Annotated in this window: 17 protein-coding genes; 7 read left to right on the top strand and 10 right to left on the bottom strand. The window is 63.4% G+C overall.

The window, feature by feature from the left end; translation table 11 throughout:
- Positions 1-91: 91 nt before the first annotated feature.
- Positions 92-619 (bottom strand): Mpo1 family 2-hydroxy fatty acid dioxygenase, encoded by a 528-nt coding sequence (locus BFP93_RS16010; protein ID WP_065893835.1) that lies wholly within the window; start codon positions 617-619, stop codon positions 92-94.
- A gap of 83 nt (positions 620-702) precedes the next feature.
- On the opposite strand from BFP93_RS16010, the gene BFP93_RS16005 reads away from it, so the two are divergent.
- A complete protein-coding gene (locus BFP93_RS16005) occupies positions 703-1,389 on the top strand; it encodes a Crp/Fnr family transcriptional regulator (RefSeq protein WP_065893834.1) in 687 nt (228 codons plus the stop codon).
- Here BFP93_RS16005 and uraH read toward each other — a convergent pair.
- Together uraH and BFP93_RS15995 are read right to left on the bottom strand one after the other, a co-directional pair.
- The gene (gene uraH, locus BFP93_RS16000) at positions 1,384-1,794 is read right to left on the bottom strand and encodes a hydroxyisourate hydrolase (RefSeq protein ID WP_065893859.1); all 411 of its coding nucleotides are present in this window, start codon (positions 1,792-1,794) and stop codon (positions 1,384-1,386) included. The genes BFP93_RS16005 and uraH overlap by 6 nt on opposite strands.
- A 26-nt stretch (positions 1,795-1,820) precedes the next feature.
- Entirely contained in the window at positions 1,821-2,294 is a 474-nt protein-coding gene (locus tag BFP93_RS15995) for a GlcG/HbpS family heme-binding protein (RefSeq protein WP_057725353.1), read from the bottom strand.
- Positions 2,295-2,394: 100 nt separating this feature from the next.
- On the opposite strand from BFP93_RS15995, the gene BFP93_RS15990 reads away from it, so the two are divergent.
- Positions 2,395-2,760, top strand: coding sequence for a response regulator (locus BFP93_RS15990; RefSeq protein ID WP_057725354.1), 366 nt, complete (start codon positions 2,395-2,397; stop codon positions 2,758-2,760).
- A 148-nt stretch (positions 2,761-2,908) separates the two neighbouring features.
- Here BFP93_RS15990 and BFP93_RS15985 read toward each other — a convergent pair whose 3' ends face one another.
- Entirely contained in the window at positions 2,909-3,913 is a 1,005-nt protein-coding gene (locus BFP93_RS15985) for an AraC family transcriptional regulator (protein ID WP_065893833.1), read from the bottom strand.
- Positions 3,914-4,014: 101 nt separating this feature from the next.
- Here BFP93_RS15985 and BFP93_RS15980 point away from each other — a divergent pair, with 101 nt between their 5' ends.
- Entirely contained in the window at positions 4,015-5,085 is a 1,071-nt protein-coding gene (locus BFP93_RS15980; RefSeq protein WP_065893832.1) for a fatty acid desaturase, read from the top strand.
- Here BFP93_RS15980 and BFP93_RS15975 read toward each other — a convergent pair.
- Positions 5,072-5,887: an ABC transporter ATP-binding protein gene (locus BFP93_RS15975; protein WP_065893831.1), complete on the bottom strand. Its 816-nt coding sequence runs from the start codon at positions 5,885-5,887 to the stop codon at positions 5,072-5,074. The genes BFP93_RS15980 and BFP93_RS15975 overlap by 14 nt on opposite strands.
- Positions 5,884-7,458 carry an ABC transporter permease gene (locus BFP93_RS15970; protein WP_065893830.1) on the bottom strand — a complete coding sequence of 525 codons (1,575 nt, stop codon included), beginning with the start codon at positions 7,456-7,458 and terminating at the stop codon, positions 5,884-5,886. Before BFP93_RS15970 ends, BFP93_RS15975 begins: the two co-directional genes overlap by 4 nt.
- Before the next feature lie 278 nt (positions 7,459-7,736).
- Here BFP93_RS15970 and BFP93_RS15965 point away from each other — a divergent pair, with 278 nt between their 5' ends.
- Positions 7,737-8,738, top strand: coding sequence for an ABC transporter substrate-binding protein (locus BFP93_RS15965; protein WP_065884686.1), 1,002 nt, complete (start codon positions 7,737-7,739; stop codon positions 8,736-8,738).
- A gap of 497 nt (positions 8,739-9,235) precedes the next feature.
- Here BFP93_RS15965 and BFP93_RS15960 read toward each other — a convergent pair whose 3' ends face one another.
- Positions 9,236-10,156 carry a LysR family transcriptional regulator gene (locus BFP93_RS15960; RefSeq protein ID WP_065893829.1) on the bottom strand — a complete coding sequence of 307 codons (921 nt, stop codon included), beginning with the start codon at positions 10,154-10,156 and terminating at the stop codon, positions 9,236-9,238.
- 181 nt (positions 10,157-10,337) lie between these two features.
- On the opposite strand from BFP93_RS15960, the gene BFP93_RS15955 reads away from it, so the two are divergent.
- Entirely contained in the window at positions 10,338-11,243 is a 906-nt protein-coding gene (locus tag BFP93_RS15955) for a TauD/TfdA dioxygenase family protein (protein ID WP_065893828.1), read from the top strand.
- A 123-nt stretch (positions 11,244-11,366) separates the two neighbouring features.
- On the opposite strand, the gene BFP93_RS15950 is transcribed toward BFP93_RS15955, so the two are convergent.
- The gene (locus BFP93_RS15950; protein ID WP_065893827.1) at positions 11,367-12,974 is read right to left on the bottom strand and encodes an alkaline phosphatase family protein; all 1,608 of its coding nucleotides are present in this window, start codon (positions 12,972-12,974) and stop codon (positions 11,367-11,369) included.
- A gap of 192 nt (positions 12,975-13,166) precedes the next feature.
- Positions 13,167-14,111 carry a LysR family transcriptional regulator gene (locus tag BFP93_RS15945; protein WP_065893826.1) on the bottom strand — a complete coding sequence of 315 codons (945 nt, stop codon included), beginning with the start codon at positions 14,109-14,111 and terminating at the stop codon, positions 13,167-13,169.
- A gap of 155 nt (positions 14,112-14,266) precedes the next feature.
- Here BFP93_RS15945 and BFP93_RS15940 point away from each other — a divergent pair, with 155 nt between their 5' ends.
- Entirely contained in the window at positions 14,267-16,591 is a 2,325-nt protein-coding gene (locus BFP93_RS15940; RefSeq protein WP_065893825.1) for a TonB-dependent receptor, read from the top strand.
- Here BFP93_RS15940 and BFP93_RS15935 read toward each other — a convergent pair.
- Positions 16,562-17,749, bottom strand: coding sequence for a CynX/NimT family MFS transporter (locus BFP93_RS15935; protein WP_065893824.1), 1,188 nt, complete (start codon positions 17,747-17,749; stop codon positions 16,562-16,564). The genes BFP93_RS15940 and BFP93_RS15935 overlap by 30 nt on opposite strands.
- A 102-nt stretch (positions 17,750-17,851) precedes the next feature.
- Here BFP93_RS15935 and BFP93_RS15930 point away from each other — a divergent pair, with 102 nt between their 5' ends.
- Positions 17,852-18,718, top strand: coding sequence for a LysR family transcriptional regulator (locus tag BFP93_RS15930; RefSeq protein ID WP_065893823.1), 867 nt, complete (start codon positions 17,852-17,854; stop codon positions 18,716-18,718).
- Positions 18,719-18,820 lie beyond the last annotated feature (102 nt).

The following is an 18,820-nucleotide window of genomic DNA, read 5'->3' as shown; positions in this document are numbered from 1 at the left end:
TCTGCGTCACGCTTTGGACGCGGAGCGTCCTGGGCTGCATTCCCACGCAGAGCGTGGGAACGATCAATCGGGGGTAAGCCCCCTCCCACATTTAGATCCCGCTGGGTTTGAGATCGCGGCGTGCCACCGGGCCTGAGCGTTGCTCAATCTGCTGCTTCAGCGCCTGGCGCAACCCCAGCGCAAACGCCAGCTCCGCCACCACAAACAACGGCCCCACGATCAGCCCGGATACGTCATCCACGAACGCCGGCTTCCGGCCTTCGTAGTAATGCCCGACAAACTGAATCACCCAGCCCACCACAAACATCCCGATACCGCTGCTCAACCACACGGTCGTGCTCTGCGCCGCCAGCACGTGGCCGGCCCATACCGACAAGCCCATCAGCAGCGTCATCAAGATTCCCAGGGCCCGTTCCAGGCGCAGGTAAAACCATGCCGAAAACAGCGCCAGCAGCACCGCCGGGGAAATCCACAGCGCGCCCACCGTCCATTCGGGGCGTGACAGCAGCACGGCCACCGCTACCACGATCAAGGGAATGCCGATGAAATGGCTGGCGATATTGCGTGGGTCGCGGTGGTAGGCGGCGTATTGACTGAGGTGGTCGACGAGGCTTTTCATTGTTGTTCCTCCTGTAGGATGTTTGATCATGCCCTGTCAGTCGGCGCCTAACTGTCAACTGGGCGACAATCTTCGGAGTTCCCATGGACACAGGCAAATGGCACGCGCACCTGGCCGGCGGCCACTGGTTTGGCCATCTGCCTGCAGACTTGCAGCATAGCCTGCTGGCGGCGGCGCGGGTGCGCACGCTGACGGCGGGGCAGTTTCTGTTCAAGCGCGGCGATCCGCCGTGTGGCCTGTATGCGGTGCTGGAAGGGGCGGTGCGCATCAGCGCGGTGAATGCCCAGGGCAAGGAAGCGGTGCTGAGCCTGGTGGAGACGCCTCACTGGTTCGGCGAGATCTGCCTGTTCGACAACCTGCCGCGCACCCACGATGCACTCGCCACGGGCCTTTGCACGCTGGCGCAGGTGCCGCAGGCGGCGATGCTCGGCATGCTCGAGCGGCATCCGGCGTATTGGCGCGATGTGGCCCTGTTGATGAGCCACAAACTGCGCCTGTCGTTGATCAATATCGAACAGATGAGCCTGATGCCCGCGTCGGCGCGGCTGGCCCATCGGCTGCTGATGATTGCTCAGGGCTACGGTGAGCGAACGCAGGCGCGCCGGGTGTTGCAACTGCCCCAAGAGGACCTGGCGGCGATGCTCGGCCTGTCGCGCCAGACCACCAACAGCCTGCTCAGGGCACTGGAGCAACAGGGCGTGCTCGGCCTGAGCTACGGGGCCATCGAGATTCTCGACCTCAATGGCCTGCGGCTGGCTGCCGGCCTATGAACCGCGATAGGTGGAGAAGCCATAAGGGCTGAGCAGCAGCGGGATGTGGTAGTGCTGATCAGCCTGCTTGACCTGGAAAATCACCGGCACTTCGGGGAAGAAGGTTTCGCGGTTGGCCTTCTTGTAATAGTCGCCGGTCTTGAACACCACGCGGTACTCGCCCGGCTTCATGCTGCGATCAGCGGGAAACAGTTCGGCGATGCGCCCCTGTTCGTTGGTCACGCCCTGGGACAGCGATTGCCATTGGTCGCCCACGTGTTCTTCCAGGGTGACGTTGACGCCGGCGCTGGGCAGGCCGTTTTCCAGGTTGAGCACATGCACGCTCAGCGGGTTGCCGGCGGCCATGGCCAGGGTGCACAGGCCGCTCAGGCTGAGGGCGGCGAGGGTCATGCTGAGGGTTTTCATCGTGAAGTCCTTTTTGACAGGGGTAATCATGGGGTGATTTTCAGGCCCAGTTGTTCGGCGGCCTGCACGGCGCAGGCTTCGTCCTGCGCGGCGCCGCCGGCACCGGCGATGCCCAGCGCGCCGACCAGCTCGGCGTCGGCAAACAGCGGCACGCCACCGCCGAGCAACAGCAACTCGGGCAAGCTGTTAAGGTTGGCGGCCTCGGGGTTGTTGCGCGCGCGCTCGGCGAACAGCCGGGTCGGGGTTTTGCTCGACAACGCCGTGTAGGCCTTGCGCTGGCTGGCGAGGCTGTTGTGTGGGCCGACGCCGTCGGCGCGCAGGCTCAGCAACAGGTTGCCGCCACGGTCGAGCACGGTCAGCGCGGCGGTGCAGTGCGCCAGGCCGGCATCGGCCAATTGGCGCGCGGTGCGCAGATCCAGCTCGGCGTGGCGTGGCAGTTGCGGCGTGGCCTGGGCGGCAGTCGCCACGGCGAGGCTCAGGAACAAGGCAGTGCGAAACATGGTGAGGGCTCCAAAAGGCAGGCCGTCACGGTAGCCAGTGGACGTGGTCAAAAGCCGCACAATTTGATGACAGGTTTGTAATCAAACCCAGAGGTAAGGCATGCAGGTGTTGTTAGTGGAAGACCAGCCGCAACTGGCGCAACGCATGGCCCAGGGCCTGAGCGAAGCGGGTTTCGGCGTGGAAGTGGCGGCCAACGGCATGGCGGCGCAGCGCTTTGTGGAAAGCACCGAGTACGACCTGGTGATCCTGGACGTGATGCTGCCGGGCCTGAATGCGTGGAAGTTGCAGCAGGCGATTCGCCAGCGCGGAGAAACCCCGGTGCTGTTCCTGACCACGCCTGACGGCATTGAAGATCGGCTGCGTGGGTTGGAATTGCATGAAGACGATTACTTGCTCAAGCCGTTTGACGCCAAAGTGTTGGTGGCGCGGGTGAGGAAATTGTTGCGGCGTGATCGGGGGCGGTGATTGATCCGGGATTTGCAGAGCCTCAAAGACCGCTATCGGGGGCAAGTCGAATCGTCGCACCGCCCCTCCCACACTTAAATGTATTCACAGTTCAAATGTGGGAGGGGGCTTGCCCCCGATGAGGCCCTCAAAAACACCCCCCATTCACCTACCGCAACCCATCCCTGAACTGCCCCGGCGTCATCCCCGTCCAGCGCTTGAACGCCCGGTTGAAACTGCTGGTATCGGCAAACCCCAGCAGATGACTGATCTCGGCCAATGAACACTGCGGATCGCGCAGGTGCAACAGCGCCAGGTTCTGCCGGCATTCATTGAGCAACGCGTCAAACCGGCAACCTTCATCCGCCAGGTGTCGCTGCAGGCTGCGCAGACTCAAATGCAACGCCTGGGCGATCCGCTCCGCGCCGGGTTCGCCGTCGGGCAGTTGCGCCTCGATGGCGGCGCGCACCTTGCGCTCCCAGGTCAGCGGCTGCAGTTGCGCCAGGGTGCGCTTGAGCACGGTTTCATTGTGTTCGGCCAACTCCGGGTTGGCATCGTCCAGGTGGCTGTCGAAGTCCTGGGCGGCGAACTCCAGGCGGTCTTCCTCGGCGCCAAAGAACACCGGCGCGCGAAACACCGTGTGCCAGGGCGCGGGGTCGACCGGTTCCGGGCGCTGCAGGTAAACCGCCAGCGGTGCGTAGTCGCGCCCCAGGCGATTGCGGCAGGTGCGCACATAGATCGCCGCAAACGCATCGATGGCTTCCAGCGCCGGCGCCGGGCTGCCTTCGGGTTGCAGCAGGCGAAAACGGTAGCAGTCGCCGTGTCGGCTCAACTCCAGGCTCAGGGCATCGCTGACCACCTGGTGATAGCGCACGATGCGTTCGAACACTTCGCGCAAACTGCCGCTGGCCACCAGCGCGTAACCCAATGCATGAAAGGTCGTGGGGCTGACAAACCGCGACACCCGCAAGCCAATCGCCGGATCGCCACTGGCCTGCACCGCCAGTGCCCACAGGCGCGTGGTGGCCGACAACGGGTAGCGTGCGTTCGGGTCGTCCATCAGCAACGGGTCGAGCCCGGCCTCAAGGCACAGCGCGGCGCTGTCCAGGCCCAGGGCCTCGAGTTGCTTGCGCAGGGCGCGGGTCCAGCTGGCGAGGGAAGTCGGTTCAGTCATGGCGATTGGCGCTTGCGGTCAACAGGTTGGCGTGCGGAGCTAGCGGCCTGCGCCAGGGTTGGGTGCAGGATGCAGGCATCACTCCACAAGAGAATGGAAGCATGGACGGTACTTGTGCAAGTCCCCAGCAGATGAACGCGCAACAGCGTTCGGCGCATATCCGCGAGGTGGTGCTGGCCGAGGGCGCGCGCCTGCGCCAACGGCACCCCTGGCTGCTGCATCAGGACGCGCTGGGCGCGGGCATCCTGGCGTTCGCATGGGTCGGCATGCTCGGTTCGGCGGCGCTGTATATCAGCGGTCACATGGCCTGGTGGGTATGCCTGCTGCTCAATGCGTTCTTTGCCTCACTCACCCATGAGCTGGAACACGACCTGATCCACAGCATGTACTTTCGCAAGCAGCGCGTGCCCCACAACCTGATGATGGGCCTGGTGTGGCTGGCGCGGCCGAGCACGATCAACCCGTGGATTCGCCGGCACCTGCACCTCAATCATCACAAGGTCTCCGGCACCGAGGCCGATATGGAAGAGCGTGCCATCACCAACGGCGAGCCCTGGGGCATCGCGCGCTTGCTGATGGTGGGCGACAACATGATGTCCGCCATGATCCGCCTGCTGCGCGCCAGGACCTGGCCGCACAGGTTCAGCATCCTCAAGCGCGTGTTGCTGGTGTACGCACCGCTGGCGCTGCTGCATTGGGGCGCGTGGTACATCTTCCTCGGCTTTCATGCCGCCAACGGCATCGCCGGTCTGGTGGGCGCGCCCATCGACTGGTCAGCCGGGACGCTGCAGATGATGCAGGTGATCGATATCGCGGCGGTGGTGATCATTGGCCCCAACGTGCTGCGCACCTTTTGCCTGCACTTCGTCAGTTCCAACATGCATTACTACGGCGATGTGGAACCGGGCAATGTGATCCAGCAGACCCAGGTGCTCAACCCTTGGTGGATGTGGCCGTTGCAGGCGTTCTGTTTCAATTTCGGCAGCACCCACGGCATCCATCATTTCGTGGTGAAGGAGCCGTTCTATATCCGCCAGATGACGGTCAGGGTGGCGCACAAGGTCATGGCCGAGATGGGCGTGCGCTTCAATGATTTCGGCACCTTTGCGCGGGCCAATCGGTTTGAACGCGAAGAGCAACCGGACAGCGACCTCGCGTTCAGCAAGCAATGAATGCCAGCGGCAGGTCGCGAATCTGTTCGCGCACCGGTGGCTGGTAGTGATCGTCGCTGATCAATTCATGCAGCAGTTCTTCGCGCAATTGGTGGAACTCGAAACTGCTGCGCTGGCGCGGATGGGGCAGGGCGATCTCGACCACCTGCTTGATCCGCCCGGGCCGGGGCTCCATCACCACCACGCGGTCGGCGAGGAAAATCGCCTCTTCCACATCGTGGGTCACCAGCACCGTAGTGATTTTGGCGCGGGCGCGAATCGCCAGCAGTTCGTCCTGCATCTGCTGGCGGGTCAGCGCATCCAGCGCGCCGAACGGCTCGTCCAGCAGCAGAATCCGTGGGCTGGCCACCAGGCCACGAGCGATGGCCACCCGTTGCGCCATGCCGCCGGACAGTTGGTGAGGATAGGCGCGGGTGAAGTCGGTGAGGCCCACCAGTTCGATAAAGTCGCCAATGCGTCGGCTGCGCTCGGCCTCGCTCAAGGGTTCATTGACCAGGCCCAGGCCGATGTTCTGCGCCACCGTCAGCCAGGGGAACAAGCGGTGTTCCTGGAACACGATGCCGCGTTCGCTGCCGATGCCGCTCACGGCTTTGCCATCGACCTGGATCTGCCCGCGAAACTGCGTATCCAGCCCCACCAGCAAGCGTAAAAGCGTGGACTTGCCGCAGCCGCTCGAACCGACAATCGCCACAAATTCGCCCTCGGCAATCTCCAGGTTGAATTCGCGGATGGCTTCCAGCTCGACGCCATCCACCTCGAAGGACTTGCCCACATGGTTGAAGCTGACAATCGGTGCGTTCATGCGTGTCTCCAGCCGGTGACGCGGCTTTCAAGGCGTTGGCCGATAAGGTTGAGGGTGGCGCCGGTAAGGCCGACCAGCAGCATGCCGCTCATGATCAAATCCATGCGCAGCAGCTGTTGGGCGCCGATCATCAGGCTGCCGATGCCGCCATTGGACGGCATGAAGTATTCCGCGCCGATGGTGCCCAGCCAGGCGTAGATCAGGCTCAGGCGCAGCCCGGCGAAAATGCCCGGCGCCGCGCCCGGCAGTATCAGGCGGCGCAGCCGTTGGAACAGGTTCAGGCGCAGCACCTGTGCGGCTTCGCTCAGTTGCGGTGACAGGTTCAACACGCTGCGCTGGGTGGCGATAAACAGCGGGAAAAACGCCGCCAGGCCGATAAACACCCATTTGGCCAATTCCCCCAGGCCAAACCAGGCCGTGAGCAACGGCACCCAGGCGAAAATTGCGATCTGGCGCAAGGCGGCCAGGGTAGGGCCGAGGACTCGCTCGCTGCGCGGTGACAAGCCCAGCCACAAGCCGATGGCAAACCCCAGGCTGGCGCCCAATGCCAAGCCGCCCAGGGTGCGCCCCAGGCTTTTGCCCAGCGCGCCCGACAGCGTCCCATCCACGACGCCCGTGGCGGTGGTCTGCAGCACAGTCCATGGGCTCACCAGGATATTCGCATCGACCCAGCCCTGCTGCGTCGCCACTTGCCACAGCGCCAGCAACCCCATGGGCAGCAGCCACGGCTGCAGGCGCTGCCAGCCCTGGTAACGCGGGCCGCGCCGGATGTGCGCGGTGGCCGGATGCGGCCAGTGCACCCATTTGCGATCCAGCCAGCCGACGCCACGGTCCATCACCACGCCCAGCACGCCGATGACCACGATGCACACAAAGACGATGTCGAGCATGAACAACTGGCGTGCCCACACCATCAGGTAGCCGATGCCTTCACTGGAGGCCAGCAGCTCCACCGCCAGCAGCGACGTCCAACCGGCCGCCAGGGCCAGGCGCACACCGGCCATGAACGCCGGCAGTGCGGCGGGCAGAATCAGCCGGCGAATCAGCAGATGGGTGGGCAGCCGCAGCACGCGCGCGGCTTCACGCAACTGCGGCTGCGCATCGCGTACACCAACCAGCGTATGCAGGGTCACGGGTACCACGATCGCCTTGACCAGCACCACCAGTTTCAGGGTTTCGCCGATGCCGAAAAACACCATGAACAACGGGATCCACGCCAGGGTCGGCACTTGCGCCAACGCACTGAACGTGGGGAACACCAGGCGCTCGGCGCGCGCGCTGAAGCCCAGCCAGGCGCCGAGCAACGCCCCGGCGCCGATGCCCGCCAGCAAGCCCCAGAACAAGCGCTGCACACTGATCGCCAGGTGGCTCCATAGCTCGCCGCCCGCCAGTTCCACGGCGCTGCTCCACACCAATGCAGGCGGCGGCAGGATTTGCTCGCTCATCCACTGATGACGGCTGGCCAGCCACCACAAGGCTAATAGCGTCAGCGGTAACAGCCAGGGGCTGAGCGCCGGCCAGCGCAGTGTGGGGGTTGTCAGAGGCGGGCTTAACCGTGCGGTCCGGGCCATCGGGGACCTTCCTTTCGTTATGTGATTCCGATCTTATAAAAACGTAATCAAGATGATTGTGCGATAAGAGAGTCCATTTAAAGCCCGTGCCCGGCACGCATCCAATGCATTCGGAGAATATTTTCGATGCTGTTTATGCATAGCCCGCTGCAGCCTGCGGTTTGTCTCGCATAGTTCAAAAGGTTATTAAATTGTGAATTTATAGTATTTAAAGTTTCTATCTGCCTATGGCTACTTTCAGCTCCCCAGGCGACCGTCGCCCACCAGGAGCTGCCCTTATGAAACTGCCCTTCAAACGTCTGATCACGCTGTTCGCCGCTACCGCGCTGGCGGGTCTGGTGCAGGCCGCCGAGCTCAAGGAGATCCGTATTGCCGTGCCCGACCTCAGTGCCGGGAGCCAACATAGCGGCGGCGGCATCACTGATGTGTTGCGCCAACAGCAGATCTTCGAAAAGGCCTTTGCCGACCAGGGCATCACGATTCAATGGAATTACTTCAAGGGCGCGGGCCCGGTGATCAATGAAGCCTTCGCCAATGGCCAGGTGGACCTCGCTTATCTCGGCGACCTGGCGGCCATCATCGGCCGTTCCAATGGGCTGGATACCCGCCTGCTCAGCGCTACCGCGCGTGACATCAAGCAGTACCTGGGCGTGGTGCCGGGCTCGGGCATCAAGACCTTGCACGACCTCAAGGGCAAGCGCGTCGCGGTGTTTCGCGGCACGGCCAGCCAGTTGTCATTCGACAGCGCATTGGCCAGCCAGGGCCTGAGTGAAAAGGACCTGAAAGTCATCAACCTGGATTACAACGCGGCCGGTGCGGCGTTGGCCGCCAAGCAGATCGATGCGACCTGGGGCGGCTCGAACCTCACGGCGCTGCAAGCCAAGGGGCTGGCCGAGATCGCCCTGACCACCAAGGACCTGAACGGCGCCGGCAGCATCCAGGCGGTATTGGTGGGCAGCAAACAGTTTGTCGACGGGCATCCCGACGCGGTGGCCAAGTTGCTCAAGGCCCAGCAGCAGGCGGTGCAATGGTTGACCGATGACAATAACAAACAGGCCTACATCGAGCTGGTGTCGGGGCTGGCCAGTTATCCGCCAGTGATCCTGAGCAATGACTTGAAGGACCAGCAGCTCAGCCAGATTTTCCCGGCGACGCTGGACCCGGTGTTCCTGGGCAAGTTACAGGATGCGGTGGATCTGGCTTCCAGGGAGAAGTTGATTCGTCGGTCGTTTCAGGTGAGTGATTGGGTGGCGCCTGGGTTGGCTGCGGCGGGGCTTTGAGTCCAGTGGTGCCTGGGCTATAGCTATCGGGGGCAAGCCCCCTCCCACACTTTGAAGGTATTCACAGTTCAACTGTGGGAGGGGGCTTGCCCCCGATGGCGGCCTCGGGGCCGACCAGGATGTTGGATCAGACCGAGTACATATCCGTTTCTGCGGTAACGGCTGCTAATGGTTCCGCTTTTACAGCGGCTCACTTTTGAAAAGCGCAAAAGTAAGCAAAACGCTCTTGCCCCACCACTCGGCACCTCGCTTAGGCTCGGTGTGCCCGAACGCAGGCTTGAATCCGTGGGCCGCCGCCACGCGCCATCCATGGCGCGGGGCGGCTAACCCGGCGTCCTGCCGGGTTACCCACGGATTCAAGCCTGCGTTCGGCCAGCGTGGTTTGACGGGGCGCCTGAGATCAAAAGCAGATCAAGATCAAGAGCGGCTCGCTTCGCATCGTGGTTACGGGTGGGCGCTGCTGAGTTGTGTAGATACCTATGGCCCGATGAGGCCGTTCAGACCGCCACACTCACCTCCTGCCTGTCGACCTCCACCAACACCTCAATCATCGCTTTAGCCGCCGGCGACAACCGCGCCCCCGTGCGGCTGACGATCCCGCACCGCGCACTCAGGGTCTCCATGTTCTGCGGCAGGTTGCGCCAGTGCAGCAGCACCAGCGTGCCGCTGGCGATGTCCTCGGCGAACGCTTCCTCGGTGCCCACGCCAATGGCGTTGGACTGCAGCACGATTTTCACCAGCGCCGGGAAGTGTTCGGTCTGGATGCTCGGCGAAAAATCCATGCGCCCGCTCAGGTTTGCCAGCAGTTTGCGAATGCCCTGGGAGATCAGCGGCGCCGCCAGCGGGTAGTCGAACATGTCATTGGTCGACAGGCTGTCCTTGGCCAGCAGCGGGTGCCCCGGGCGGCAGAAAAACACGCCGCGCTTGGCGGTCAGCGCTCGGGTCTGGAAGTTCGGGTCGGCTTCGAACTGACGGATGTCGGCAATGAAGAATTCGATCTCCTCGCGGCTCAGGGCGCGGCTGAGTTTTTCCCAGTTATCCACTTGGAAACTGGTGCGGATTTTCGGGTGCGCGCCGATAAACCGCGCCACCGCATCCGGCACCAGCTTGACCGCCGGCGCCGGGCCGCAGCCGAAGCGCAGGTCGCCGGCATCGAGCTTGGTCATGCGCGTGACTTCACTGCTCAGCAAGGCGGCGCCATGCACCAGGCTCAGGGCGTGCTGCAGTACCACCTGGCCTTCGGGCGTAGGGCGCAGGTCCTTGTGGCCACGGTCGACCAGCACGCAGCCGAACTCCTGTTCCAGCCCCTGGATACTGCGGCTGAACGCCGGTTGAGTGATGCCCATGGCGTCCGCCGCGCGTACGAAACTGCGGTGTTCGTTGAGGGCAATGAAGTAGCGCAGTTGACGCAGATCCATATGCATTCCCGGCATTTGAAAAATAGGTCGAAGGCATTTGCGAGCGACGGAGCTGAGGTTTTAAATGCAAGCTCTTATTCCGTCAACGAAGCATTAGTTCATTTGCTAGATCTAAAATGCATATGAATAGAGCGTTGCCGGCGAGCGTTCCACCATCCGCAGGCACATGAGGGTCACCACAATGAGCAACGCCGCATTAGCTGTTCAACCCATCGCCCAGGCACTGGACATTCATCCGGTCGCCGGCCGCATCGGCGCCGAGATCCGTGGCATCAAACTGTCCGGTCATCTCGATGCCGCCACTGTCGACGCCATCCAGCAAGCGCTGGTGCAGTACAAGGTGATCTTCTTTCGCGAACAGTCCCACCTCGACGACCAGAGCCAGGAAGCCTTCGCCCATCTGCTCGGCGAGCCGATTGCCCACCCGACCGTGCCGGTGCGTGACGGCACGCGTTTCCTGATGGAGCTGGACGGCACGCGCGGCCAGCGCGCCAACTCCTGGCACACCGACGTGACCTTCGTCGATGCCTACCCCAAGGCTTCGATCCTGCGTTCGGTGCTGGCGCCCGCATCCGGTGGCGACACCGTGTGGGCCAACACGTCGGCGGCCTACAACGACCTCAGCGTCGAGCTGCGCGCCCTGGCGGATAACCTCTGGGCCATCCACAGCAACGAATACGACTACGCCGCGCTCAAGCCGGATGTGGCGGTGGAGCGGCTCGAGGAGTACCGCAAGGTGTTCACCTCGACGGTGTATGAAACCGAGCATCCGGTGGTGCGCGTGCACCCGGTCAGCGGTGAGAAAACCCTGCTGCTGGGGCACTTCGTCAAGCGCCTCAAAGGCTACTCCCAGGCCGACTCGACGCAACTGTTCAACCTGTTGCAAAGCCACGTTACCCGCCTGGAAAACACCGTGCGCTGGCGCTGGAACAGCGGCGACGTAGCGATCTGGGACAACCGCGCCACCCAGCATTACGCGGTGGACGACTACGGCACCCAGGAGCGTATCGTGCGCCGGGTGACGCTCAAGGGCGATGTGCCGGTGGGCGTGCAGGGGCAAACCAGCAGAACCACGAAAGGTCTCTAAGTCAGGTTGCAGATTAAAATGTGGGAGGGGGCTTGCCCCCGATAGCTGAGTGTCAGTCAACCTTTCAGTTGCTGACACACCGCCATCGGGGGCAAGCCCCCTCCCACAGTGATTTGCATCGTTCTACCAGACGCCAATCTGCACCACCTTCTCCGCCTCCGGCTCACCGTAGCGAAACCATTGGCCACGCACTTCGATCTCGGTGTGGCTGATGGTGGTTCGCCGCTTCAACCCGCGCAGCCAGTCGAACAGATAACCCACATGCACCTCGCGCACGTCGGCATAGGCCGGGTCGGCGCCCAGGTCGTGTACTTCCTGCGGGTCGTTGTGCAGGTCGAACAGCTGCGGGCGGAAGCCGTCATAGGCCAGGTATTTCCAGCGCTCGCTGCGCACCATGGTCATGCGGCAACGGTCGATCGGCTGGCCCAGGCGCTCGCGGGCGGGGGCCTGGAAGGCGTAGTCGTACTCGGCAATCGCATAGTCACGCCAAGGCGTCGGTTCACCGTGCAGCAGCGGGATCAGCGAGCGGCCTTCCAGGCGGTGCTCGGCGGCAGGCAGGCCCAGGGCGTCGAGGAAGGTTGGCAGCGCGTCGATGGTCTCTACCAGGCGCGCGTCCACCGAGCCACGGCTGATATCGGCACTGGTACGCGGGTCGCGCACGATCAGGGGAATGCCCACGGCAGGTTCGAGCAGGAATTCCTTTTCACCGAGGAAGTGGTCGCCGAGGAAGTCGCCGTGGTCGCTGGTGAACACAATCAGCGTGTCATCCCAGCGCCCGTTGCTTTGCAGGAAATCGAACAGCCGCCCGAGCTGGTCGTCGATCTGTTTGATCAGCCCCATGTAGGTTGGAATCACCGTGAGCCGCACCTCGTCGCGGGAGAAGTTCAGGCTCTCCTGGTGTTGACGAAACGCCTGGTACACCGGGTGATCGCTGGTGTGCGCCGGTTGAATCGGCGCCTGGATATGCTCGGCGCCATACAGCGCGTGGTACGGCGCCGGGGCGATATAGGGCCAGTGCGGCTTGATATAGGACAGGTGCAGGCACCAGGGTTGTTCGGCCTGCTCCTGGATAAAGTCGATGGCGCGGTCGGTGGTGTAGACGGTTTCCGAGTGCTGCTCGGCAACCCGCGCCGGCAACCCGGCATTGCGCATGTGCCAGCCGCTGAGCACTTCGCCGTTTTCACCTTGCGCGGCATTGGCCCATTCATGCCACGGGTTGCTGCCGCTGTAGCCCTGCTCGCGCAGGTAATGGGTGTAGGGCGCGGACTCGCGTTTGTCCTCGAACAGCGGGCTGTCGGGGTAGATGCCGTCGTGACGGAAATAAGTGTCGAAGCCCACTTCGTTCAGCACCTCGGCCTGGGCGCTTTCGGGGTCGATATTCAGCCGCTGCAGGGCATCCAGGTTTGGCGTGGCGTGGGTCTTGCCCACCAGCGCGGTGCGGATGCCGTGGGGGCGCAGGTAGTCGCCGATGGTCAGTTCCTCCAGGGGCAGCGGTACGGCGTTCCACGCCACCTGATGGCTGCTGACATAGCGCCCGGTGTAGGCCGACATCCGCGACGGACCGCAGATGGTGCCCTGGGTGTAGGCGCGGCTGAAACGCACGCCTGCTGCGGCGAGGCGGTCGATGTTCGGGGTGTGCAAATGGGTGTGGCCGTAGCACGACAGGTAATCGCGGCGAAGTTGGTCGCACATGATGTAGAGCACGTTGCGTACGGGTTGGGGTTGGGACATGGAGGCTCACCGGATGGAAGATAGGTGAGGTTTTTTCGCTGTTTGGGTGGGGCGCTGGCAAGTGCATTTGAGGTCTGGGTTTCATGCAATGAATGCATGGGTGTTGCTACCGGCGCCATCGGGGGCAAGCCCCCTCCCACACTTGAAATGCATTCCAGATGTGGGAGGGGGCTTGCCCCCGATGGCGTCGGTTCAGACCGCGATATTCTCAAGCGTATAACTATCTTCATCCAGCTCATCCACTTCCTTGATCTGCTCAATCATCGCCTCCGCCAACGGCGACAGCCGATACCCCGCACGGCTGACAATCCCGTAGCGGGTGTAACGCTCCTCCAGGTTTTCATCCAGGCCATCAATCTTCAAACACACCAACTCGCCCCGGGCCATGTGCAGCATGTCGCTGTTGGCGCTGACGATGCCGATGGCGTCCGAGCGCAGTACCACGCCCAGCAGACTGTAGCCGTTTTCGCATTCGACGTTGGGCTGGTAATCCGGTCGGCCGCTGAGGTCGACGATGACTTTGCGCAGGTTCGGCGGGCGGATGGTCACGGCCAGCGGGTAGCTCATCAGTTCGACGGGGCTGACGCTGTCGTGGGTGGCGAGGGGGTGCCCGATGCGGCAGCAGAAATACCAGCGGCGTGAGCGCAGGCGGTGGGTGTGGTAGTCGGGGTTGGCTTCGAAGTGGCGGGTGTCGGCGACGAAAAACTCGAACTCTTCACTGAGCAGGCGTTTGCTCAGGCTTTCCCAGTCGTCCACCTGGAACTGTACGCGGGCCTTGGGGTAGCGCCCGATAAAACTGCCGATGGCGCGGGGGATCAAGCCACCGGCCGGCGCCGGGCCGCAACCGAAGCGCAACTCGCCGGCCTCCAGGCCTTTGAACTGGCTGATCTCATTGGCCAGTTGCTGCGCGCCGCTGACCAGGCGCCGGGCATGTTCGAGCAGCACCTGGCCTTGTTTGGTCGGCGCCAGGTCTTTGCGCCCACGGTCGACCAACTGGCAGCCGGTGCTGTGTTCCAGCGCCTGGATGCTGCGGCTGAAGGCCGATTGCGACAGGTTCACCGTCAACGCCGCCGCGACGAAACTGCGTTGTTCGGCGAGGGCGATGAAGTGGCGAAGTTGGCGCAGGTCGATATGCATTTTTCACATCAAAAATATCCGGGAAATGCATTGGCTATGCATTAGGTCGACTCCTTATAAAGGCTATCTCTTATGCAGTAAATGTTCTTAAAACCATAAATAAATAACCTTAAGGAATATGCCTTGCTGGATATTCCTGGGTTCCGGAGCCGCCCATGAGTCTGTTCAAGCCCGTTGTACCCTTCAAGCGCCTGCCCCTGGCGATGCTGCTGGCGGGCAGTGCCAGTTGGACCCCCAGTCATGCTGCCGAGCCGGCTCCGGCAGGCGAGAGCGCCAGTGGCCAGTTGGAAACCGTCACGGTCACCGCGCGGCGGCGTACCGAAAGCGCCCAGGCGGTACCGACGCCCATGAGCGTGGTCGGCGGCCAGGCGCTGGAGAGCCAGCGGGTGTATCGGATTCAGGACCTGCAGCAGCTGGTGCCCAGCGTCAACGTCGCCTATATGCATGCGCGCCAGTCCAGCGTGTCGATTCGCGGCCTGGGCAACAACCCGGCCAGCGACGGCCTGGAGGGCAGCGTGGGGTTGTATATCGACAACGTCTACCTCGGGCGCCCCGGCATGGCCGTGTTCGACCTGATGGACATCGAGCAGCTTGAGGTATTGCGCGGCCCGCAGGGCACCCTGTTCGGCAAGAACACCACGGCGGGGGTAATCAATATCAGCACCCGCGCGCCGAGTTTCACCCCGGAGCGCAGCATCGAAACCTCGTTGGGCGAGGACGGTTATTTCCAGACCAAGGGCACGATTTCCGGGCCGCTTACCGATGAGTTGGCGGGACGCTTTTCGGCCTATCGCACGCGCAGCGACGGCGACATCAAGAATGAACATGACGGGCACGACCTCAATGGCGGTTCGCGCCAGGGCTTTCGCGGGCAACTGCTGTACAAGCCCAATGAGGCCTTCAACCTGCGCTGGATCGGCGACTACAACGAGGAGGATTCCAGCGCCGGTACACGTGTGCTCTACAGCACCGGGCCGACCATCAACGGCACCAACCTCTATCAGTCCCGGGCCAACGCCGCGGGTGCGACCCTGGTCGATGGCACCCACCGCAAGGTCAACCTGGACAACGACCAGCACGTCACCGTGTTTCAGGGCGGCACCTCGCTGGAGGCCAATTGGACCTTGCCGAGCGATTTCACCCTGACGTCGGTCAGTGCCTATCGCTGGTGGAATTTCACCCCGCGCAACGATGACGGTCTTAACGTGCCGGCCTCGTATAACGCCGGCGTATCGGTGGAGGACAAGCAGTGGTCCCAGGAATTTCGCCTGGCTTCACCCCAAGGCGGGTTTTTCGATTACGTGCTCGGCGCCTACTACTTCGGCTCTGACCTGGATAACAAGTCCTTCGCCTATTACGGCCCCCAGGCCGACATCTGGAACGGCACGCCGAGCGGCGCGTTGAGCAACGTGAGCAGCATCGGCAACGGGCATATCCGCACCGACAGTTTTGCGCTGTTCGCCCAAGGCACCTGGCACCTGACCGAACGCCTGGATTTCACCGCCGGCCTGCGCGGCACTTACGAAGAAAAAAGTGCCTGGGTGACACGCAATGCCCCGCTGGGCGGCGCTGCGGTCAGCGGCGCCGCAGCCACGGCGCGACGCGGACGTACCGGGGCGTATGACTCGGGTGACCTGACGCAATACAGTGCCACCCCGTCGGGGCTGCTCAACCTCAGTTACCACTTCAATGACAACCTGCTGGGCTACGCCACGCTGTCCCACGGCGAGAAGTCCGGCGGCGTCAACCTGGCGGTGGGCTCGGCGCCGACGGCGGGGGCCGACTCGCTGTTGATCGGCACCGAGCGCGCCAACAACGCCGAGTTGGGTTTCAAGAGCACGTTGTGGGATCGCCGCCTGCAACTCAACGCCAACCTGTTCTGGACCCAGGTCAATGGCTACCAGACCAACGCCTACGACCAGGACAACCGTGTGCAGTACCTCACCAACGCCGGCTCCGTGCGCTCGCGGGGGGTGGAAGTGGAAAGTACGCTGGTGCCGATCAAGGGCCTGACGCTGAACCTCAACGGCTCCTTCAACGATGTGAGTTACCTGTCTTACAAGGACGCGCCATGCCCGCCGGAAGTCAGCCTGCGCCCCGGCGCACCGACGTCCTGCGACCTCACCGGCCACCAGGTGGTGGGCGCGTCGAAATGGATCGCCAACGCCAACGGCGAGTACAAGTGGAACCTGGATAACGGCTTTGAACCCTACGTCACCGCCAGTTATGCCTTCCGCTCCAAGGCGGTGGGCACCGTGGAAGATTCCGACTACGGGCAGATCCCGGCCTATGCGTTGGTCAATCTCTCCACCGGCCTGCGCGGCAATTACCAACAGGGCCAGTGGGACGTGTCGCTGTGGCTGAAAAACGCCTTCGACAAAACCTACTACACCACCCTGTGGACCGGCGGCAACGGCGGATACGAAGGCCTGCTGGGCGCCCCGCGTACCCTAGGCGTGACCGGGCGCTACGACTTCTAGCCCGGTGCGGTAGGTGGCCGGGCTGAACACCCGCGTCACCAGCAGCATGGCCAGCACGGTCAGTGTCAGCACGATCCAGGCGCTGACAAAGTTGCCGGTCAGTTCGCGCAGCCAACCGGTCAGCCAGGGCGAAACGGCGTTGATCAAAAAGCCCACGCCCTGGACGAAGGCGGCCAGTTGCCCGGCCTGGCGCGGGTCGCGGTGATGGTCGAGGGTCAGCAGCAGGCTCAGGGCGAAGCACGCGCCCAGGCCGAAGCCGCACAGGGCCACCCACACATGGGGAAAGGCCTGCGGCGCGATGATCAGGCCGAGGTAGCCGAGGGTCTGCGCCACCAGGCTGATGCCGAGCAGTGGGCGGCGGTCGATGCCGCGTTGTGCCAGCACCGGCATCAGCAGCGCGGCGATCACCTGGAAAATGGTCATGAACGCCAGCAGCGAGCCGCTGGGCAGCACGCCCCACCCCAGTTGCTGATAGTAGGCAGGCAGCCAGGCCACCATGCTCATGTAGCCGCAGTTGACCAGGCCGAAATACAGCGCGAGCAACCACGCGCGACGGTTGCGCAGCCCCTTGAAGGCGGGCGCCACGTGTGGACTCCTGGCGGCGCCCAGCGGCAGCCACGTCCATAGCAACAAGGCTGCGAGCGCCGGCAACAGCCACACACCCAACCCGGCCTGCCACTGCTGGAAGTGCGTCGCCACCACCGGGCTGAGCAACGCCGCCAGGCCGCCGCCGGCCATCAGTGAGGCCGAATACACGCCCATCGCCACCGGTACGCGCTGATGAAACTCGCGCTTGATCATCGCCGGCACCAGCGCCTGGATCAGCGCCACGCCCGCACCACCGAGCAACGCGGTGACCAGCAGCGCCGACGCCTGGCCCATCAGCCAGCGCGCCAGGCACGCCAGCAGAATCATCACCAGGCCCAGGGCGATACCGCGCCGTTCACCGAGCCGCGCTTCCACGCGCACGCCCACCAGCGCCACCAGGCCCATGCAGATGACCGGCAGGCTGGTCAGCAGGGCGCTGCTCTGGAAGCTCAGGCCGGTGGCCTGGCGAATTTCGCCGAGCAACGGGCTGATGGAACTGAGGATCGGCCGCAGGTTGAGGCCGAGCACTACCAGCAGGCACCAGCCTGCAAAGGACTTATTGAGGGTCATGCAGCGCCTGTGCACCCGGTAAATGTGGCGTGAGTATGGCCAGCGCCCCGGGTATTCTGAAATTAAATATAACCATGCCAGCCAGTGGCAAAGAGAATGACCATGTTCGATCCCGTATTACTGCGCAGCTTTGTCGCTGTGGTCGATTGCGGCAACTTCACCCGCGCCGCCGAGCGCCTGCACTTGACCCAATCCACCGTCAGCCAGCAGATCCGCCGCCTGGAAGATGCCGTGGCGTGCCAGTTGCTGGACCGCGATCAACGCCGTGTCGTCGCCACTGCCGAAGGCGAGCGCCTGCTGGGCTATGCACGACGCATCCTGGCGCTGCATGAAGAAGCCGCCGATGTGTTGATCAACCAGCAAAGCGACGGCGTGTTGCGCCTCGGTGTGCCGGAGGATTTCGCAGCGCAGCGGTTGATGCCGTTGCTCTCGGCGTTTGTGCTGGCCTATCCACGGGTGCGCCTGGAGGTCACCAGCGGCCTGGGCCCCGAGCTGCAGCGCCAATACCGCAGCGGTGAGTTCGACGTGTTGCTGGTCAAGCAGATGGGCAGCAGCGATGACTGCCTGGCCTCGTGGCCCGAGCCGCTGTGCTGGGTGGACAGCCGCAGCACGCCGTGCCTGGGACGCGACCCGTTGCCGCTGGTGGCGTTTCCCGTGGGCGGCCTGTACCGCAATGAAATGCTGCACCACCTTGAAGTGGGCGGCTGGCGCTGGCGTATCGGCTATTCCAGCGCGAGCCTGGCCAGCGTGTGTTCGGCCGTGGCGGCGGGGTTGGGCGTGAGTCTGTTGCCGCTGCGGGTGGTGCAGGCCGGGCATGTGGTGCTGGGCGCAGAGAGCGGTTTGCCCGTGGTGCAAGGCGTGCGCCTGGCGTTGTATGCCCGCAGCGGCCTCAGTGCGGCAGGGCAGTGCTTACAGGCTGAACTGTTCGATTTGTGCGCCAACAGCCCCGTTGGGCCATGCCTCTACTGAATATTTTGCATGCCTGAAACGCATTGAAAAATGCCACCTCGGCGCCAGGCCGCGCAGACCGTGGCTTTGGCGTATGAGTCAGTTTTATTTATTCAAATTAGG

Source organism: Pseudomonas sp. 44 R 15 (assembly GCF_900004965.1).
In the GTDB taxonomy this organism is placed as follows: Bacteria; Pseudomonadota; Gammaproteobacteria; order Pseudomonadales; family Pseudomonadaceae; genus Aquipseudomonas; species Aquipseudomonas orientalis_A.
Note: the sequence above shows the minus strand (reverse complement) of the source record. Positions and strands in the feature narration are given on the sequence as shown.

Coding starts and splice junctions, on each gene's coding strand:
- BFP93_RS15960 (WP_065893829.1), bottom strand. CDS start 10,156: ATGGATCTGCGTCAACTGCGCTACTTCATTGCCCTCAACGAACACCGC.
- BFP93_RS15995 (WP_057725353.1), bottom strand. CDS start 2,294: ATGTTTCGCACTGCCTTGTTCCTGAGCCTCGCCGTGGCGACTGCCGCC.
- uraH (WP_065893859.1), bottom strand. CDS start 1,794: ATGAAAACCCTCAGCATGACCCTCGCCGCCCTCAGCCTGAGCGGCCTG.
- BFP93_RS15940 (WP_065893825.1), top strand. CDS start 14,267: ATGAGTCTGTTCAAGCCCGTTGTACCCTTCAAGCGCCTGCCCCTGGCG.
- BFP93_RS15970 (WP_065893830.1), bottom strand. CDS start 7,458: ATGGCCCGGACCGCACGGTTAAGCCCGCCTCTGACAACCCCCACACTG.
- BFP93_RS15980 (WP_065893832.1), top strand. CDS start 4,015: ATGGACGGTACTTGTGCAAGTCCCCAGCAGATGAACGCGCAACAGCGT.
- BFP93_RS15985 (WP_065893833.1), bottom strand. CDS start 3,913: ATGACTGAACCGACTTCCCTCGCCAGCTGGACCCGCGCCCTGCGCAAG.
- BFP93_RS15950 (WP_065893827.1), bottom strand. CDS start 12,974: ATGTCCCAACCCCAACCCGTACGCAACGTGCTCTACATCATGTGCGAC.
- BFP93_RS15975 (WP_065893831.1), bottom strand. CDS start 5,887: ATGAACGCACCGATTGTCAGCTTCAACCATGTGGGCAAGTCCTTCGAG.
- BFP93_RS15990 (WP_057725354.1), top strand. CDS start 2,395: ATGCAGGTGTTGTTAGTGGAAGACCAGCCGCAACTGGCGCAACGCATG.
- BFP93_RS16005 (WP_065893834.1), top strand. CDS start 703: ATGGACACAGGCAAATGGCACGCGCACCTGGCCGGCGGCCACTGGTTT.
- BFP93_RS15945 (WP_065893826.1), bottom strand. CDS start 14,111: ATGCATATCGACCTGCGCCAACTTCGCCACTTCATCGCCCTCGCCGAA.
- BFP93_RS15930 (WP_065893823.1), top strand. CDS start 17,852: ATGTTCGATCCCGTATTACTGCGCAGCTTTGTCGCTGTGGTCGATTGC.
- BFP93_RS15935 (WP_065893824.1), bottom strand. CDS start 17,749: ATGACCCTCAATAAGTCCTTTGCAGGCTGGTGCCTGCTGGTAGTGCTC.
- BFP93_RS15955 (WP_065893828.1), top strand. CDS start 10,338: ATGAGCAACGCCGCATTAGCTGTTCAACCCATCGCCCAGGCACTGGAC.
- BFP93_RS15965 (WP_065884686.1), top strand. CDS start 7,737: ATGAAACTGCCCTTCAAACGTCTGATCACGCTGTTCGCCGCTACCGCG.
- BFP93_RS16010 (WP_065893835.1), bottom strand. CDS start 619: ATGAAAAGCCTCGTCGACCACCTCAGTCAATACGCCGCCTACCACCGC.